Annotated in this window: 15 protein-coding genes; 11 read left to right on the top strand and 4 right to left on the bottom strand. The window is 72.6% G+C overall.

Annotation, left to right across the window (positions count from 1 at the left end; translation table 11 throughout):
- Positions 1-67 precede the first annotated feature (67 nt).
- Positions 68-331, top strand: coding sequence for an acyl carrier protein (locus ACH4FH_RS25755; protein WP_398558251.1), 264 nt, complete (start codon positions 68-70; stop codon positions 329-331).
- Positions 332-550: 219 nt separating this feature from the next.
- Here the strand turns inward: ACH4FH_RS25755 and ACH4FH_RS25750 are convergent, their stop codons facing one another.
- Complete coding sequence (locus ACH4FH_RS25750; RefSeq protein ID WP_398558250.1) at positions 551-994, bottom strand: nuclear transport factor 2 family protein; 444 nt, start codon at positions 992-994, stop codon at positions 551-553.
- A gap of 191 nt (positions 995-1185) precedes the next feature.
- Between ACH4FH_RS25750 and ACH4FH_RS25745 the strand changes: the two genes are divergently transcribed.
- From ACH4FH_RS25745 to ACH4FH_RS25700, 10 genes are all read left to right on the top strand, one after another.
- Positions 1186-1971, top strand: coding sequence for an SDR family NAD(P)-dependent oxidoreductase (locus ACH4FH_RS25745; RefSeq protein ID WP_398558249.1), 786 nt, complete (start codon positions 1186-1188; stop codon positions 1969-1971).
- A gap of 33 nt (positions 1972-2004) precedes the next feature.
- Positions 2005-2952 carry an aromatase/cyclase gene (locus tag ACH4FH_RS25740; RefSeq protein ID WP_398558248.1) on the top strand — a complete coding sequence of 316 codons (948 nt, stop codon included), beginning with the start codon at positions 2005-2007 and terminating at the stop codon, positions 2950-2952.
- Entirely contained in the window at positions 2945-4585 is a 1641-nt protein-coding gene (locus ACH4FH_RS25735; protein WP_398558247.1) for a class I adenylate-forming enzyme family protein, read from the top strand. The genes ACH4FH_RS25740 and ACH4FH_RS25735 overlap by 8 nt, the downstream gene beginning before the upstream one ends.
- 71 nt (positions 4586-4656) lie before the next feature.
- Positions 4657-5304 carry an antibiotic biosynthesis monooxygenase family protein gene (locus tag ACH4FH_RS25730; protein WP_398558246.1) on the top strand — a complete coding sequence of 216 codons (648 nt, stop codon included), beginning with the start codon at positions 4657-4659 and terminating at the stop codon, positions 5302-5304.
- Positions 5297-6049, top strand: a complete 753-nt coding sequence (locus ACH4FH_RS25725; RefSeq protein WP_398558245.1) for an SDR family oxidoreductase — start codon at positions 5297-5299, stop codon at positions 6047-6049. The genes ACH4FH_RS25730 and ACH4FH_RS25725 overlap by 8 nt, the downstream gene beginning before the upstream one ends.
- An 18-nt stretch (positions 6050-6067) precedes the next feature.
- Positions 6068-7387, top strand: a complete 1320-nt coding sequence (locus ACH4FH_RS25720) for an FAD-dependent monooxygenase (protein ID WP_398558244.1) — start codon at positions 6068-6070, stop codon at positions 7385-7387.
- Positions 7384-8451 (top strand): glucose-1-phosphate thymidylyltransferase, encoded by a 1068-nt coding sequence (locus tag ACH4FH_RS25715; protein WP_398558243.1) that lies wholly within the window; start codon positions 7384-7386, stop codon positions 8449-8451. The genes ACH4FH_RS25720 and ACH4FH_RS25715 overlap by 4 nt, the downstream gene beginning before the upstream one ends.
- Positions 8448-9422: a dTDP-glucose 4,6-dehydratase gene (rfbB, locus tag ACH4FH_RS25710; protein WP_398558242.1), complete on the top strand. Its 975-nt coding sequence runs from the start codon at positions 8448-8450 to the stop codon at positions 9420-9422. The genes ACH4FH_RS25715 and rfbB overlap by 4 nt, the downstream gene beginning before the upstream one ends.
- Complete coding sequence (locus tag ACH4FH_RS25705; RefSeq protein ID WP_398558241.1) at positions 9419-11188, top strand: FAD-dependent oxidoreductase; 1770 nt, start codon at positions 9419-9421, stop codon at positions 11186-11188. The genes rfbB and ACH4FH_RS25705 overlap by 4 nt, the downstream gene beginning before the upstream one ends.
- Positions 11166-12176 carry an aldo/keto reductase gene (locus ACH4FH_RS25700; RefSeq protein ID WP_398558240.1) on the top strand — a complete coding sequence of 337 codons (1011 nt, stop codon included), beginning with the start codon at positions 11166-11168 and terminating at the stop codon, positions 12174-12176. Before ACH4FH_RS25705 ends, ACH4FH_RS25700 begins: the two co-directional genes overlap by 23 nt.
- 90 nt (positions 12177-12266) lie before the next feature.
- On the opposite strand, the gene ACH4FH_RS25695 is transcribed toward ACH4FH_RS25700, so the two are convergent.
- The 3 genes from ACH4FH_RS25695 to ACH4FH_RS25685 all read right to left on the bottom strand — a co-directional run bounded on the left by ACH4FH_RS25695 (position 12267) and on the right by ACH4FH_RS25685 (position 15549).
- Entirely contained in the window at positions 12267-13739 is a 1473-nt protein-coding gene (locus ACH4FH_RS25695) for an MFS transporter (protein WP_398558239.1), read from the bottom strand.
- Positions 13740-13922: 183 nt separating this feature from the next.
- The gene (locus tag ACH4FH_RS25690) at positions 13923-14705 is read right to left on the bottom strand and encodes an SDR family NAD(P)-dependent oxidoreductase (protein ID WP_398558238.1); all 783 of its coding nucleotides are present in this window, start codon (positions 14703-14705) and stop codon (positions 13923-13925) included.
- Between the two features lie 169 nt (positions 14706-14874).
- The gene (locus tag ACH4FH_RS25685; protein ID WP_398558237.1) at positions 14875-15549 is read right to left on the bottom strand and encodes a hypothetical protein; all 675 of its coding nucleotides are present in this window, start codon (positions 15547-15549) and stop codon (positions 14875-14877) included.
- Positions 15550-15820: the final 271 nt, after the last annotated feature.

Raw genomic sequence — 15820 nt, 5'->3', positions numbered from 1 at the left:
ACCCGAGCGACACCGCAGTTCCCGATATCCCGAAGAGAACCGAAGAGAAACCGAAAGGTGTGACGTCATGGCAGAGATGACGCTGACCGAGCTGACCAACCTGCTGCGCGAGTGCGCCGGCGAGGAGGAGGGCGTGAACCTGGACGGTGATGTCCTGGACGTCCCGTTCGTGGAACTGGGCTACGACTCGCTGGCGGTGCTGCAGACCACCGGCCGCATCGAGCGTGACTACGGCATCCGCATCTCCGACGACGCCGCGGCCGAGGCGCACACTCCCCGGCTGCTGCTCGCCTTCATCAACGAGGCGGTGTCGGAGGTGGTCGCCGGCTGACCCGCACGGCCCGTACCGGCCCTGCCAGGCCGCCCGCCCGGAGCCCATGGTTCCGGGCGGGCGGCCTCGTCGTGTGGAGGTCAGGCACGAGCGTCGTCCGGTCGCCGGGCGGACCCGTCATGTTGCCGTCGTGGGAGGGCCGCAGCCAACGCATCCGGCCGCCACGCGGGGTGCGTGGCGGCCGGAGGAGTCGGGGGCAGCGGTGGGCTGCCCGCCTCGTCAGGCGAGGTCGTCCCGGGTGACCTGGCGGTCCTTCACCAGCCACTGGCCGTCCTCGCGCACCAGCAGGTCGGCGCAGCGGGTGCTGACCCGGAGCGCGGCCTGGCCGCCGCGCGGCGTCTCGATGACGAGCGCGTAGCAGACCACCTGGATCTCGTCCGCTCCGCGCGGCTCGATGTTGACCATGCCGAGCCAGTGCCGGCGCTGCACTCCCTTGGCGGCGTACTCGTCGGTCGCCCTGCGGGCGGCCGCCGCGATGACGTCGCGGCCCGCGGCCGGCTCGGGGTGGGCGTTGGCGGCGAAGACGCCGTCCTCGGTGAAGGTGCGCGCCCATTCCTCGGCCCGGCCCTCGTCCAGCAGCTGCATCTGGCGCGCGTAGAACTGCTGGACCTCGGCGTACAGTTCCGCGGTCGTGGCGGCCGGGGCGGTTGCCGTGCTGGTCATGTTGGTCCCTTCCTCGTGGACTTGGCGCCCCGAGTCTTCGTCCGCAGGCTCGCGACCCCCTCGAAACCCGCTGGAGTCACCGCCCTCGTCCGTCGCTCCACCTCGGGTCGAGGGTGCCCCGGCACGCTCTTTCTCGGCCGTTCTGGCCGTTCTGGCCGTTCTCGGCATCAACGACGAAGGGAGCACGCGAAATGGTGCACAAGGCGCAGCGAGTGGCGCTGGTCACCGGCGGTACCAGCGGTATCGGCCTGTCGGTGGTCAAGGATCTGGCGGAACGAGGCTTCGCGGTGTTCCTCTGTGCCCGCAGCCAGGAGACGGTGGAGCTGACCGTCAAGGAGCTGCGCGCGCAGGGCGCGGAGGTCTCCGGCACCGTCGCCGACGTCCGCAAGCCGGAGTCGGTACGGGCGCTGGTCGCGGCCGCCGTCGAGACGTACGGCGGGGTCGACGTCCTGGTGAACAACGCGGGCCGCAACGGCGGTGGCGTCACCGCCGAGATCGACGACGAGCTCTGGTACGACGTGATCGACACCAACCTCAACAGCGTCTTTCTGACCACCCGCGAGGTGCTGCGGCAGGGCGGGCTCCGCGAGCGCGGCTGGGGACGGGTCATCAACATCGCCTCCACCGGCGGCAAGCAGGGCGTCGTCCTCGCCGCTCCGTACTCGGCTTCCAAGCACGGCGTGATCGGTTTCAGCAAGGCGCTCGGCAAGGAGCTGGCACCGACCGGCATCACCGTCAACGCGGTCTGCCCCGGCTACGTCGAGACGCCGATGGCCCAGCGGGTGCGGCAGGGCTACGCCGCCGCCTGGGACACCACCGTCGAGGACATCCAGGAGCGCTTCGAGGCCAAGATTCCGCTCGGCCGCTACTCCACCCCCGAGGAGGTGGCGGGCCTGGTCGGCTATCTGGTCACCGACACCGCCGCCTCCATCACGGCGCAGGCCCTCAACGTCTGCGGCGGCCTGGGCAACTACTGACCCGCCCCCCATCTCAACGAGGAAGGACCCCCCGTGCTCGTATCCGACAAGCACCAGACCCTGCACAGCACCCAGATCGCGGCGCCCGCCGAGGTGGTGTACGGGATCGTCGCCGACGTCACCCGCTGGCCGCAGTTCTTCGCCCCCAATGTGCACGTCGAGCACCTGGAGCAGGGCGAGGGCTTCGAGCGCATCCGGATCTGGGCCACCGCCAACGGCGAGGTCAAGAACTGGATCTCCCGGCGTGAGCTGGTTCCGGGGAAGCTGACCGTGACCTTCCGCCAGGAGGTCTCGCGGGCCCCCATCGCCTCGATGGGCGGTACGTGGGTGGTCACCCCGGTCGACGAGCGGACCTCGCTGCTGGAGCTGCACCACGACTTCACCGTCGTCGACAATGACGCGGCCGGAGTGGAGTGGGTCAACACCGCGCTGGACCGCAACAGCGAGGCGGAGCTGGCCGGCATCAAGGACATCGCCGAGCAGGCCGACGCACTCGACGAGCTGATGTTCACCTTCGACGACACCGTGCACGTCGAGGGATCGGGCGCGGACGTCTTCGACTTCCTCAACCGCGCCGACCTGTGGCCCGAGCGGCTGCCGCACGTGGCCCGTATGGAGCTGACCGAGGACGAGCCCGGTGTACAGGTCATGGCCATGGACACCCGGACCGCCGACGGCTCGGTGCACACCACCGAATCCGTCCGCGTCGTCTTCGGCGAGGACCGCATCGTCTACAAGCAGACCACCGTGCCGGGGCTGATGACCGCGCACACCGGCCGCTGGACCCTCGTGCCGGCGGGCACGGGCGTGGAGGTCACCTCCCGGCACACCGTCATCATCAAGGCGTCCGCCGTCGAGAAGATCCTCGGTACGGGCAAGACCGTCGCCGACGCGCGTGCCTACATCCACCAGGCACTCAGCACGAACAGCACGACCACCCTCCGGCACGCCCGTGACTTCGCGGAGGGCCGCCGTGGGTGAGACCGTCGCCGAAGCGGGGGTCGCGACGGAGCCGGCGTACCTTCCGGATCTGCCGGAGCAGCTGGACGGCCTGGTCACCCGGGCCGCCGCCGCGGCACCGGCCCGGACCGCCTTGATCCATGGTGAACAGCACCTGACATACGTCGAGTTGGACGACCGTGTCACCGCGGCGGCAGGGGCGATGCGCGGTCTGCTTCCCGAGGCGGGGGCGACCGTGGCCGTCGCCTCGGTCCTGCACCCGGACTTCGCCGTCGCCTACTACGCGACGGCACGTGCCGGGCACCTCGCCGCCGTGGTCAACCCGCTGCTGCGCGAGGAGGACCTGCTGCATGTGCTCACCCTCTGCGGGGCACGGCTCGCTCTTGTGGACGCGGGGCTGTACGAGCGCCTGGCGGCGGTCCGCGACCGGTTGCCGCAGCTCACCCGGGTGGTGCTGATCGGCGGCGGCACCCGCGACGGACTCCCCACCCTGCGCGACCTGATCGAGCAGGGCGAGCAGTCCGGGGAGTCCGGGGACGGGGACGCCGGTCCGGCGGCGTCGCTGCCGGCGGCGGGCTCCGCGCGAAAGGAGCGGGACGCCTGTGTGCAGTTCACCAGCGGCACGACCGGGCGGCCCAAGGCCGTACGGCTCAGCCACCGCAACCTGACCGTCAACGCCGAGCAGATCGCCACCGCACACCGGCTGGACGGGACCTCGGTGACGGTCAACCATCTGCCCACGTTCCACCCGATGCATCTGAACTCGGCGGTCCGTGCCACGGCCACCCAGGTGCTGTGCACCGGCCCCGAGGCCGCCGACGCGGTGGCCGCCGCCAACGAGCACGGCGCCACCCACCTGTACAGCCTGCCGGTCCGGCTGGCGCGGCTGGCCGCCGACCCGGCCCTGGACGGGCCGGCGCTGCGCACCGTGCGGACGATCGCCTCAGGTGGCTCGGCGCTGCCCCCGCGGGCAGCCGCCCGGCTCACCGAGCGGTTCGGGATTCCGGTCATCCAGGGCTACGGGCTGGCCGAGACCTCGCCGCTCACCCACAGCGACGACCCTGCCGACCCGGTGCACGGGTCGGTCGGCCGTCCGGTGCCCGGAACCCGCTGCCGGGTGGTGGACCTCGGCACCCGCGCCGAACTGCCGCCCGGTTCCGTCGGCGAGGTGCAGCTCCACGGCCCGCAGCTGATGACGGGCTACCTCGGCGGTCCGGACGGCACCGGCCTGGAACCGGACGGCTGGCTGTCCACCGGCGATGTCGGCCGGATCGATGCGGACGGGCGGCTGTTCCTCGTGGACCGGCTGAAGGACGTCTTCAAGTGCGACAACTTTCTGGTCTCCCCCTCCGAGGTGGAGCGCGTGGCAGCACGCGACCCGCGGGTGCAAGAGGCGGTGGTCGTCGACCTGCCGGACGCCTTCCGCGGCGCGGTGGCCGGCGCACTGGTCGTCCTCGCAGCCGCCGGCGCGGACCCGGATACGGCCGACCGCACCCTTGCCTCGGTCCTGGCGGACGTCAACGCTCAGCTGCCGTACTACGAACACATCCAGCAGGCGCGGGCGGTGGGGTCCATTCCCCGCTCGGGCAACGGGAAGATCCAACGCCGCGTGCTGCGCGAGCAGCTGATCGCCCTCCTGGGCGACGGGGTCTAGGCACCTGGATCCCCTTCCCCACGCATCCAAGAACGACCTGACAGGCCACCCACCAAGAGAGGCGGTTCACCATGCCGGCCCCGCAGTTCACCGTCATCAACACCTTCACCCTCAAGAACCCCCAGGACGCCGACGCCTTCGAACGGCGCTTCCTCGATCACGTCCGGTGGATGCGCCGGCAGGAGGGCTTCCGCGCCCACCAGGCGGTCCGGGCCACCGAAACGCCCGAGGTCTATGTGAACTTCGGCTGGTGGGGGCGCCCGGAGGACTTCCAGCAGGTGCTGGCCACCGAGACCTTCCAGGCGCACGCCAAGGAGTTCCACCAGGTCGTCGATGTCGAGGCGGACCCGTCGCTGGGCGTGGTGCGGGTCGACGGCCCGGAGGCCGGGGAGCCCTCTCTCGTCGTGATCGAGCGCTTCACCGTGGGCGGTGCCCAGGAGATCGGCGCCGGCTCGGCGTTCGAGGACGCGTACCGCGCCTACGCCCAGGCCGCGGCCGGTGTCGACGGGTTCGTCCACTGCGATCTCGCCAAGGCCCTGAAGCGGCCCGGTGGTTACACCGCCGCCATCGCCTGGCGCGACGAGCAGGGCCGGAAGACGGCCGAGGCCACGCCGGAGTACGCCGCCCTGATCGCGCTCGCCACTCCGCAGGTACTGACCGCCACCCCCGTCGCCGGCAATCGCGCGGCCGCCCTGACCGGGGTGGCCGACCGTGCCTGACCTGGGTCTGGCCGGGAAGTCGGCGGTGATCACCGGCGCGACGCGCGGGGTGGGGCTGGCCATCGCCCGCAAACTGTGCGCCGAGGGCTGCCGCGTCCTGGTCAACTACGCGCACTCCGACGAGGCCGCGAAGGCCGCCGTCGAGCAGCTGGCCGGACTGCCGGGTGAGGCAGTGGCCCACCGGGCCGACGTGACCCGGCCTGCGGAACTTGCAGGGCTGCTGGCGGCAGCCGGCGAACGGTTCGGGCGGCTGGACGTGTTCGTGCACAACGCGGCGTCCTGGACGCCGGCCCCCGCCGTGGGCGCCACCGCGCAAACGGTGCATGCCGACATCGCGGCCGCCCTGGACCCGCTGCTGCACGGCGCGCCCGCCCTCGCGGAACTGATGGCGGGCGGCCCCGGCCGGGTGGTGGCCGTCTCCAGCAGCGGTGCCCGCTCGGTGATCCCGCGCTACGTGGGCGCGGGCGTGGCCAAGGCGGCGCTGGAGAGCCTGGTGCGCTACCTGGCCGTGGAGCTGGCCGGGCGGGGCATCGCGGTCAACGCGGTCGCCACCGCGAAGATCGACAAGGGGCCGGACACCCCGCAGCCGGAGGTCGCCGCCACACTGGCGGCCCGCACCCCGGCCGGCCGGCTCACCACACCCGAGGACGTCGCCGACACGGTGGCGCTGCTGTGCACCGCGGAGGCCGGCTGGATCCACGGCCAGGTGGTCACCGCCGACGGCGGCCTGGCCCTGCGCGGCTAGGGGGAGAGGAACCAGAAGGTGGACACAGAAGAGAGGCACACGACCGGCCCGGCCGAGGACGTCGAGACCGACATCTGCGTGGTGGGAGCCGGACCGGCCGGACTGGTCCTGGCACTGCTGCTGCTGAAGTCGGGGGTGCGCGTCGCGGTGGTCGAGCGGGCGCGCGCCCACCAGCGCGAGTTCCGCGGCGAGATCCTGCAGCCCGGCGCGCTGGCCCTGCTGGAGCGCCTCGGCGTCCTGGCAGGCGCCCGCGCCCGGGGCGCCCACGAACACACCCGCTTCCGGCTGGTCGAGCGGGACCGCGTACTCCTGGACATCGACTACCGGGGGCTGCCCGCCCCGCACAACTACCTGCTCAGCATCCCCCAGGCCCATGTCCTGGACGAACTGCTGCTGCACTGCGAGAAGTTCGAGGGCTTCCGCTACCTCGACGGCCGCCGCGCCCGGCAGCTGCTGCATGCCGGCGGCACACCGCAGGGCGCGGTCACCGGAGTGGTCGCGGACGGCCCCGGTGGCGCGGTCCGGGTGCGGGCGCACTGCGTGGTCGGCGCGGACGGCCGGTTCTCCAAGATCCGCCGGCTGGCCGGTATCGAGGCCGGTCGCAGCGACCGGTTCGACCTGGACGTCCTGTGGTTCAAACTGACCGCGCGGGAACGCGCCGCCGACGACCCCGCCCCGCGCGACGTACGGGTCTTCCGGGCCGGCGGCAGCCCCGTCCTGGTCTACGACTCCTGGCCCGACCGGGTGCAGATCGGCTGGACGCTGCCGCACCAGGGCTACCGGGAGATCGCCGCCCAGGGACTCGACCACATCAAGGAGCAACTGGCGCGCGCCGTACCGCCGTACGCCGACCTGATCCACGAGCAGATTCGCTCGCCCCGTGACCTGTCCCTGCTGGATGTCTTCTCCGGCCGGGCGGAGCGGTGGGCCCGCGACGGGCTGGTGCTCATCGGGGACGCCGCCCACACGCACAGCCCCATCGGCGCCCAGGGCATCAACCTGGCCGTCCAGGACGCGGTGGTGCTGCATCCGCTGCTGGTCGCCTCGCTGCGCGCGGGCGACGCCGGCGCCGGCTTCCTGTCCGCCTTCGAGGAAAAGCGGGCGCCCGACATCGAACGGGTGATGCGTCTCCAGATGCTGCAGAGCAAAGCGACGCTCTCGCAGGGCGCCTTCGCCACCCGCGTCCGGCCCAAGCTGGCCGGACTGCTGAAGCGCACCCCGGTCTACCGCAGAGTGCTCGACCGCATCGCCTACGGAAACCCCGCGGTCCGCATCTCCGAAGAGTGCTTCGTCCCGTCCGGACAGCACCACCCCAGCCAGGAGAGGAGGAGTCGGTGAAGGCTCTGGTGTTGTGCGGGGGATCGGGCACCCGCCTGCGTCCCTTCAGTTACTCCATGCCCAAACAGCTCATGCCGGTCGCCAACCGGCCCGTGGTGGAGCACGTACTGGAGAACATTCGCGCCCTGGGCGTCGACGACGTCGGCGTCATCGTCGGCGACCGCGCCCCGGAGATCTCCGCCCTGCTGGGCGACGGCTCCCGGCTGGGGCTGCGCATCACCTACATCCCTCAGGAGCAGCCACTGGGCCTCGCGCACTGCGTGAGCCTCGCCAGGGACTTCCTCGGCGACGACGACTTCGTGATGTATCTGGGCGACAACATGCTGCCCCAGGGAGTGGCCGACGCGGCCGAGGAGTTCCGCAGGCTGCGGCCGCAGGCCCAGGTGGTCGTGCACAAGGTCCCCGATCCGCGGGCCTTCGGCGTGGCCGAGGTGGACCCGGACGGCCGGGTGACCCGCCTGGTGGAGAAGCCCGAGCGGCCGCGTACCGATCTGGCGCTGACCGGCGTCTACTTCTTCACCCCGGCCATCCACCGGGCCATCGCGAAGATCGAACCCAGCGCCCGCGGCGAGCTGGAGATCACCGACGCCATCCAGCAGCTGGTCACCGACGGCGCGACGGTACGCGCCCGGGAGTACACCGGCTACTGGAAGGACACCGGCCGCGTCGAGGACGTCCTGGACTGCAACCGTGAACTGCTGACCGCGGTGCGGCGGGACGTTGCCGGGCAGGTGGACGCCGAGAGCGTGCTGATCGGCCAGGTGGTGGTGGAGCCCGGTGCGAGCGTGGTGTGTTCGCGGATCGTGGGCCCCGCCATCGTCGGCGCCGGCAGCGTGGTGGCCCACAGCGAGGTCGGGCCCTACACCTCCATCGGCCGTGACTGCCGGCTGACGGACACCCGCGTCGACCACTCCATCGTGCTGGACGGCGCCTCGGTATCCAAGGTGCCCTCGCTGCGCGGCTCCCTCATCGGCCGGTCCGCGGCCGTTTCCTCGGCCGACGGCGGGGTGCTGCACCACCGTCTGGTCGTCGGCGACCACACCCAGGTGGAGGTGGCGGCATGAGAATTCTGGTCACCGGCGGTGCCGGCTTCATCGGTTCGCACTATGTGCGCACCCTGCTGGACGGCGGCTACCCGGGCTACGAGGACGCCGAGGTCACCGTCGTCGACAAGCTGACGTACGCCGGCAACCGCGACAACCTGCCCGCCGCACACCCGCGCCTGACGTGGGTCCAGGGCGACATCTGCGACCTGCCGATGCTGCTGGAGCTGCTGCCCGGTCACGACGCGGTGCTGCACTTCGCGGCCGAGTCGCATGTGGACCGCTCGCTGCGTTCGGCGGCCGAGTTCGTCCGCACCAACGTCGGTGGCACCCAGACCCTGCTGGAGGCGTGCTTGCGCAGCGGGGTGCCACGGGTGGTGCACGTCTCCACCGACGAGGTGTACGGCTCCATCGACGAGGGGGCGTGGACCGAGCTCAGCCCGCTGCTGCCCAACTCGCCGTACGCGGCGTCGAAGGCGTCCTCGGACCTGATCGCCCGCTCCTACTGGGTCACCCACGGGCTGAACGTGTCGATCACCCGCTGTTCCAACAACTACGGGCCCTATCAGCACCCGGAGAAGCTGATTCCGAAGTTCGTCACCGAGCTGACCGAGGGCCGCCCCGTCCCGCTGTACGGCGATGGCGCCAACATCCGCGAGTGGCTGCACGTCGACGACCACTGCCGGGCCCTCCAGCTGGTCCTCACCGACGGCCGGGCCGGCGAGGTCTACAACGTCGCCGGCGGCACCGGCCTGAGCAACCGGGAGATCACCACGCGGCTGCTGAAGCTGTGCGGCGCCGACCCCGGCATGGTGCGGCTGGTCGCCGACCGCAAGGGCCACGACCGCCGCTACTGCGTCGACGACACCAAGATCCGCGAGGAGTTGGGCTACGCCCCGCGGACCGATTTCGAGACCGGCCTTGCCCGGACCGCCGCCTGGTACCGCGACAACCCGGGCTGGTGGAAGCGCACCAAGGAGGAGAACCGATGACCGACGAGGCACACCCGATGGCCGGCGGGCCGCTGGTGCTGGTGGTGGGCGCCGGGCCGGTCGGCCTGACGGCCGCCCATGAACTGGCCCGCCACGGCGTGCGGGTGCGGCTGGTGGACGCCGCCGAGGGGCCTGCCACCACCAGCAGGGCGCTGGCCACCCACGCCCGCACCTTGGAGACCTACGACCAGATGGGCGTGCTGGACGACGTACTGCCGCACGGCCGTCAGGTGGAGCACTTCACGCTGCACCAGAACGGCCGCCGCCTCATCCGCTTCGACACCGATTACAGCCGGCTGCCCACCCGCTTCCCCTTCACGCTGATGGTCGACCAGGTCATCACCGAGGCGGCACTGCGAGGCGCCGCCGCACGCCGGGGCGTGGCGGTCGAGTGGGGCGTGCGCCTGACCTCGTTCGAGGACCGGGGCGACGGCGTGACCTGCGAGTTGGCACACGCCGACGGGCGTACCGAGACGGTCGAGGCGGCCTGGCTGGTGGGCTGCGACGGCGGGCACAGCACCGTACGCAAGGCCCTGGGCCTGAAGCTGGTGGGTGAGAGCAGTGAGACCTGGCTGATCGCGGACGCGCTCGTCGACTGCGATCTGCCGCGCGACAGCATCCACTGGATGCGCACCCCTGCCGGCACCGTGATGATGGTGCCGTTCCCCGAGCCGGGCAAGTGGCGCCTGCTGGACACCGCCGACGTCTCGTACGGGGGCGACGACGAGGCGGTCGCCCGGCGTTTCCAGCACAAGATCACTATCGGTACCGGCCGGGACGCACGTGTCGAACCCCCCAGCTGGGTATCGGTGTTCACGATCCAGCAGCGCATGATTCCCGCCATGCGCGAGGGCCGCTGCCTGCTGGCCGGCGACGCCGCCCATGTCCACAGTCCCGCCTCCGGGCAGGGCATGAACACGGGTGTGCAGGACGCCTACAACCTCGCCTGGAAGCTGGCGTCGGTGCTGCGTGGCACCGCCGCCGACAACCTGCTGGACACCTACGGCGCCGAGCGGGTGCCGGTGGGGGCCGCCCTGCTGAAATCCACCCGGATGGCGACGCTGCTGGTCCGGCTGCGCAGCCGGACGATGGCCACCGTGCTGCGCGCCATGTTCTCCGTGGTGAAGGCGGTGCCGCCGCTCAAATCCCGTATCGAGCGCAAGATCATGGGCGGCATGTCGGCACTGGATCTGACGTACGCCGACGGGCCGCTGACACCGGGCGACGGGAACGGCGACGCCGCCGGGGCGATCCCCGGAGCGCTGCGGCCGGGCGGCCGGGCGGCCCGGGTCACCGGACCGCGGCACACCGCGTCGGCCGGCTGGCGGGAGTTCACCACCGAGCTGCGCCGCCCCGAGTGGATCCTGCTGACCGCCCCCGCCGATGCCCGCCGTACGGAGCTGTGCGAGCTGGCCAGGGCCTACGACGGTGTCGTCCGTGTCCGCGCGGTCACCGACGACCCGACGGACGCCGGTCCCCTCCCACTGGCCGATCCCGGCGGCCACCTCCGCGCCGATCTGGGGCTCTCCCCCGGTGGCTGGCTGCTGGTGCGGCCCGACGGCTATGCCGCGGCCGTCGGCGGCGCCGCGGACACACCACGGCGGGCGCTGGAAGGGTTGGGGGTGCGGCCGGACCGCGGTGAGGGGACCGGCGACGCACTGCGCGATGCCCCGCCGGCGGTCGCCGCGGCACACCCGACCGCGGAGAAGACAGTGTCACCGGAGCCGATGACGGAGGTGGACCGTGGACTGCCGACGGCTCGGTGAGGCCGGCCCGGTGGTGAGCCGGGTGGCCTTCGGCAACTCCCTGACCGCCGGGAACCAACTGGCCGACGACTCGGCCGTCGCGTGTGTCCGGGCCGCCCTGGAGGCCGGGATCACCACCTTCGACACCGCCGACGTCTACTCCGACGGGCGCGCGGAGGAGGTGCTGGGAGCTGCGCTCTCGACGGTCCCCCGCGACCGGGTGGTGATCTGCACCAAGGTCGGCCGCGGCGCGGGCGGCGGCGCCGGCGGTCTGGCCCCCGAACGCATCCGCAGCTGCCTGGACGCCTCCCTGAAACGGCTGGGCACCGACTACCTCGACCTGTACCAGGCCCATCTGTACGACGACGCCACGCCGCTGGAGGAGACCATGCGGGGCTTCGCCGAGGCGGTGGCCGCCGGCAAGGTGCGCGCAGTCGGGGTTTCGGAGTGGGCCGCGGACGAACTTGCCGAAGGGGCCCGGCTGGCCCGGGAGATGGGCGTGCCCCTGGTGTCCAACCAGCCGCAGTACAACATGCTGTGGCGGGTCATCGAGCGCGAGGTGATCCCCGCCTGTGAGCCACTGGGCATCGGGCAGGTCGTCTGGTCTCCACTGGCCGGCGGTGTGCTCAGCGGCAAGTACCGGCCGGGCGCGGCGCTGCCCGAGGGCTCGCGCGCGGTGGCCGCCAAGGGCGGCGACAACTCCCTGCGCCGCTGGAAGTTCCTCCAGGACGACACGCTGGAGCGCGTCCAGCGGCTCCGGCCACTGGCCGCCGAAGCCGGGCTGACACTCCCGCAGCTGGCGCTCGCCTGGACCCTGCACCACCCCACCGTCACCTCCGCCGTCATCGGCGCCTCCTCCCCCGCACAGATCGCCGGGAACCTGAAGGCGCTGGACGTGGCGCTGGAGCCGGACCTGCTGGTTGCCGTCGACGAGGTGCTGGCCGACTCCGTGGTCCGCGACCCGGACCTGACGCTGAGCCGGATGCTGCGCCGGCCCCGCCAGGCGTGAACACGAGATGCCCCGCGGCGTTCTGCCGCGGGGCATCGGGGTGCGGGGCATCGGGGTGCCGGGCGTCGGGGTGCGGGCGACTGCCCGACGTCAGCGGGCGGGCTCGTCCGCTTCCACCGGCTCCGTACGCGCCGGGGCCGGTGCGGCGGCGGGGGCGCCCGCCGCCGGTTCCGGCATGAACAGGGACAGCGTCCCGGCGACCAGCGCGAGTGCCGCACCGCCGAGCAGCGCGGCGGCGTACCCACGGGTGGTGCCCACCGCGTTGGCGGTCGTGGCGCCGATGACGGCTCCCGCCACGGCGTTGAGTGCGGCCATGCCCAGACCGCCGCCCATCTGGCGCGCGGTGTTCATCACGGCGGAGGCAAGACCGGCGTCCCGGGCAGGGGCGTCGGCGGTCGCCGCCATGGTCATCGGCAGCACCACCGCGCCGAGGCCCAACCCCAGGAGAATGCCGGGGCCGAGCACGTCGGTCAGGAAGGTGCCGTCGGCGTCGAAGCGGGACTGCCAGACCAGACCGCCGGCGGTGAGCAGCCAGCCCAGGACCAGCGGGACGCGCGGCCCCATCGCCTGCACCAGCCGGCGCACCAGCAGCGAGGAGACCGCGATGGCCAGCGTCAGCGGCAGCATGGCCAGACCGGCCCGCAGCGCCGAGTAGCCGAGCACCCGCTGGAGGTAGAGGGTCACGAAGAACATCACCGACGTGGTGACGGCCCCGATGGCCAGCGCGGCGACGTTGCCCAGCACCAGCGACCGGCTGCGGTAGATGCGCAGGGGCATCAGCGGCTGCGGGCTGCGCGCCTCGACCACGACGAACGCGACGAGCAGCACGACGGCCACGGCCAGGGTCCCCCCGGTGGTCGGGGCGAGGAAGGGGCGGTGCTCCAGCTCGGACAGCCCGTAGGAGGCACAGGCGAGCGCTGCCGTAACCAGGATCGCGCCGGGGATGTCCAGCGACCGGCCGCGGCCCTCGCCGGGCCGGGCCGGCAGCGCGCGCAGCGCGACCACGCACAGCACCACGCCGATGGGCACATTGACGAACAGCACCCAGCGCCAGCCGAGCGCGTCGGTCAGCACCCCGCCGAGCAGGATGCCGCAGCTGCCGGCCGCGGTGGCGGTGGCGCTCCAGGCGGCCAGCGCCCGGGTCTTGGACCGTACGTCCGGGTAGCCGGAGTTGATCAGGGCCAGGGGGGCCGGGGCGAGGAAGGCGGCGCCCAGTCCCTGGACGGCGCGGGCGGCGATCAGCAGGGCCTCGTTGCCGGCCAGGCCGCCGGCGAGGCTGGCGAGGGTGAAGAGGGCCAGGCCGATGGTGAACATCCGTCGGCGGCCGAAGAGGTCGGCGGTCCTGCCGCCCAGCATCAGGAAGCCGGCGAACGTCAGCAGGTAGGCGTTCACCACCCACTGCTGCCCGGCCGTCCCCATGTCCAGGTCCGTCCGCATGGTCGGCAGGGCGACGTTCACGATCGTGGTGTCCAGCACCACCATGAACTGGGCGGCGCACGCCACCACCGCGACGGTCCAGCCGGGCCGCGGGCCGGCCTTCTCCGTCGAAGTCACGTTATTCACAGGGGAGTTCCTCGATTCGATTGGGTCCACATCGCGGCGCGCGGCCGCGGCGCGGCGGTCGGGTGTCGTCAGGGGTGCCGACACGGCCTGTGCCGCCCGTCCGTCCCGCGACGGTGCGGGCGACGGACGAGCGGCACGGGGTCAGGATTCTTCGGTGGGAGAGGGACGGGCGCCGGGGCGACGTCAGATGATGAGGTGGCCGCCGCTGACGGGCAGGAACGCACCGGTGACGTAGGAGAGTTCGTCGCCGGCCAGGACTGCGACGGCGCGCGCCACGTCCTCCGGCTCGCCGACCCGGCGCAGCGGCGTCTGCTCGACGACCGACGCGAGGGTGCGGCCCCACTCGTCCTTGGTGTTCCACTTCTTCATCAGGTTCTCGCTGCGGGTCGCGCCCGGGATGACGGTGTTCAGCCGGATGTTCTTCGGCCCCAGCTCGATCGCCAGGTGCTTCATCGCCGCCTCCATCGGAGCCTTGGCGACCGCGTGGCCGATGGCGCCGGCCGCCGCCTGGCGGGAGAAGCTGTCGGAGATGAGGACGACGTTGCCCCGCTCGCGCTCGACCATGCCGGGCAGTACCGCGTAGGCGGGACCGAGCGTGGCCCGTGCCTGGGTGGCCATCTTGTCGACCAGTGCCTCGACGGGGTGGTTGAGGGCCGGTCCGCGCAGCACGTCGCGGTAGCCGCTGGAGTTGAGGACGAGGATGTCGATGGGGCCCAGTTCCCGCTCGACGTCGGCCACCATGGCGTGGGTGCTCTCGGCGTCGGAGATGTCGGCGCGGGCGGCGATGGCGCGGCCGCCCTCCTCCTCGATACCGGCGATGACCTTCTGGGCCTCCGCCTCGGAGCTGAGGTAGTTGACGGCGACCGCGGCACCGCGGCGGCCGAGTTCGGCGGCGATGGCGGCACCGATACCGCGGCTGGCGCCGGTGACGAGCGCGGTCCTGCCCTGGAGTGAGAGTTCAGTCATGGCTCCGACGCTAGGCAGCCGCACCTGACTGGCACTTGAGGGAGAAGGGAGCCGCCTCGCGCTCCCGGGCAGCCGGCCGACGCGCCGGGGGCGGCGGGCTGCCGCAGCGGGCCGAGGGCGTCGGGCGGCCGTATCACCGCGCCCCCGGCCCGCTGCGGGACCGGAAGGCTCAGGGCGCCGGGACGGGGGCCGCGCCCTCGTCCCACCGCCAGCCGTCCTCGGTGATCTCGACGGCCGGCCAGGTAAGTGCTCCACTGCCGATCTCCTCCAGGATCCCGTCCACCCAGTTCAGTTCGGCCCCGCACATGTGTCGTGCGTACTCGTTCTCGATCAGGAACAGCCGCGGGATGCCGGAGCCGCCGGCAAGTGTGGCATCGATGCGTGCCGCCCGTTCACGCAGCGCCACCACGCGGGCGCGCAATCCGGCCACCGCGGCCTCCCGCTCCATCGCCCCCAGATAGCCGACGGCCGTGTGGAACGGCGGCTGCGGCTCGTCGGCGGTGGCGAGGAGGGCGCGGACGCGGTGGGCGAAGTCGGCCCGGCCGCGCGCGGTCAGCGCGTGCGCGTCCCCGCCGGGTGTCGGATGCCCGCTGGTGAGGGCCGCATGGCGCAACTCGACGGTGGCCGAGGCGAATTCCCGCTCGGTCGGTGTGCGTGCGCCGACCGGGCTGTCCGCGGCCCGCTCCCGGGCCGTGTCCACCAGCTCCTGCACCGTCATCGGCCGCTCCAGCAGCAGTCCCAGCGTCAGCAGCGTCAGCGGCCCGCCGCCCCGCCCGTTGCCCGCCGGCGTGGTGCCCGGATCGCCGGTCGTGTCTCGGTGTGCCGTGGCGTTGGCTGTCTCCATGTCTCCACCCGTCTGCGCGTCGTCACTGCTTTCCGGTCCGGCCCGCAGGCCGTCGGACTCCGCCTGGCTCACGGGGTCCGTGCCGAGCCCCACCGGGGCCGCAGCGCCAGCCTGTCGCGGACCGCTCGAGTCTCACCGGAGCGGCGTCACGGCCGCGCGCGGGCGGGCCCGTGGCGAGCAGCCCGCACCTGGGCTCGACCCCGTTCGACCGGGCCCGGCTCCGGCCCCGTTCGAGCGGCGCCCCATGACGGGCGGTCACCCTGGCCGCCCG

This window comes from Streptomyces sp. NPDC017993, from assembly GCF_044328065.1.
In the GTDB taxonomy this organism is placed as follows: Bacteria; Actinomycetota; Actinomycetes; order Streptomycetales; family Streptomycetaceae; genus Streptomyces.
Note: the sequence above shows the minus strand (reverse complement) of the source record. Positions and strands in the feature narration are given on the sequence as shown.

Excerpts from the sequence above, each read along its gene's own strand:
- ACH4FH_RS25755 (WP_398558251.1), top strand. The coding sequence starts at position 68 with ATGGCAGAGATGACGCTGACCGAGCTGACCAACCTGCTGCGCGAGTGC.
- ACH4FH_RS25750 (WP_398558250.1), bottom strand. The coding sequence starts at position 994 with ATGACCAGCACGGCAACCGCCCCGGCCGCCACGACCGCGGAACTGTAC.
- ACH4FH_RS25745 (WP_398558249.1), top strand. The coding sequence starts at position 1,186 with ATGGTGCACAAGGCGCAGCGAGTGGCGCTGGTCACCGGCGGTACCAGC.
- ACH4FH_RS25730 (WP_398558246.1), top strand. The coding sequence starts at position 4,657 with ATGCCGGCCCCGCAGTTCACCGTCATCAACACCTTCACCCTCAAGAAC.
- rfbB (WP_398558242.1), top strand. The coding sequence starts at position 8,448 with ATGAGAATTCTGGTCACCGGCGGTGCCGGCTTCATCGGTTCGCACTAT.
- ACH4FH_RS25705 (WP_398558241.1), top strand. The coding sequence starts at position 9,419 with ATGACCGACGAGGCACACCCGATGGCCGGCGGGCCGCTGGTGCTGGTG.
- ACH4FH_RS25690 (WP_398558238.1), bottom strand. The coding sequence starts at position 14,705 with ATGACTGAACTCTCACTCCAGGGCAGGACCGCGCTCGTCACCGGCGCC.
- ACH4FH_RS25685 (WP_398558237.1), bottom strand. The coding sequence starts at position 15,549 with ATGGAGACAGCCAACGCCACGGCACACCGAGACACGACCGGCGATCCG.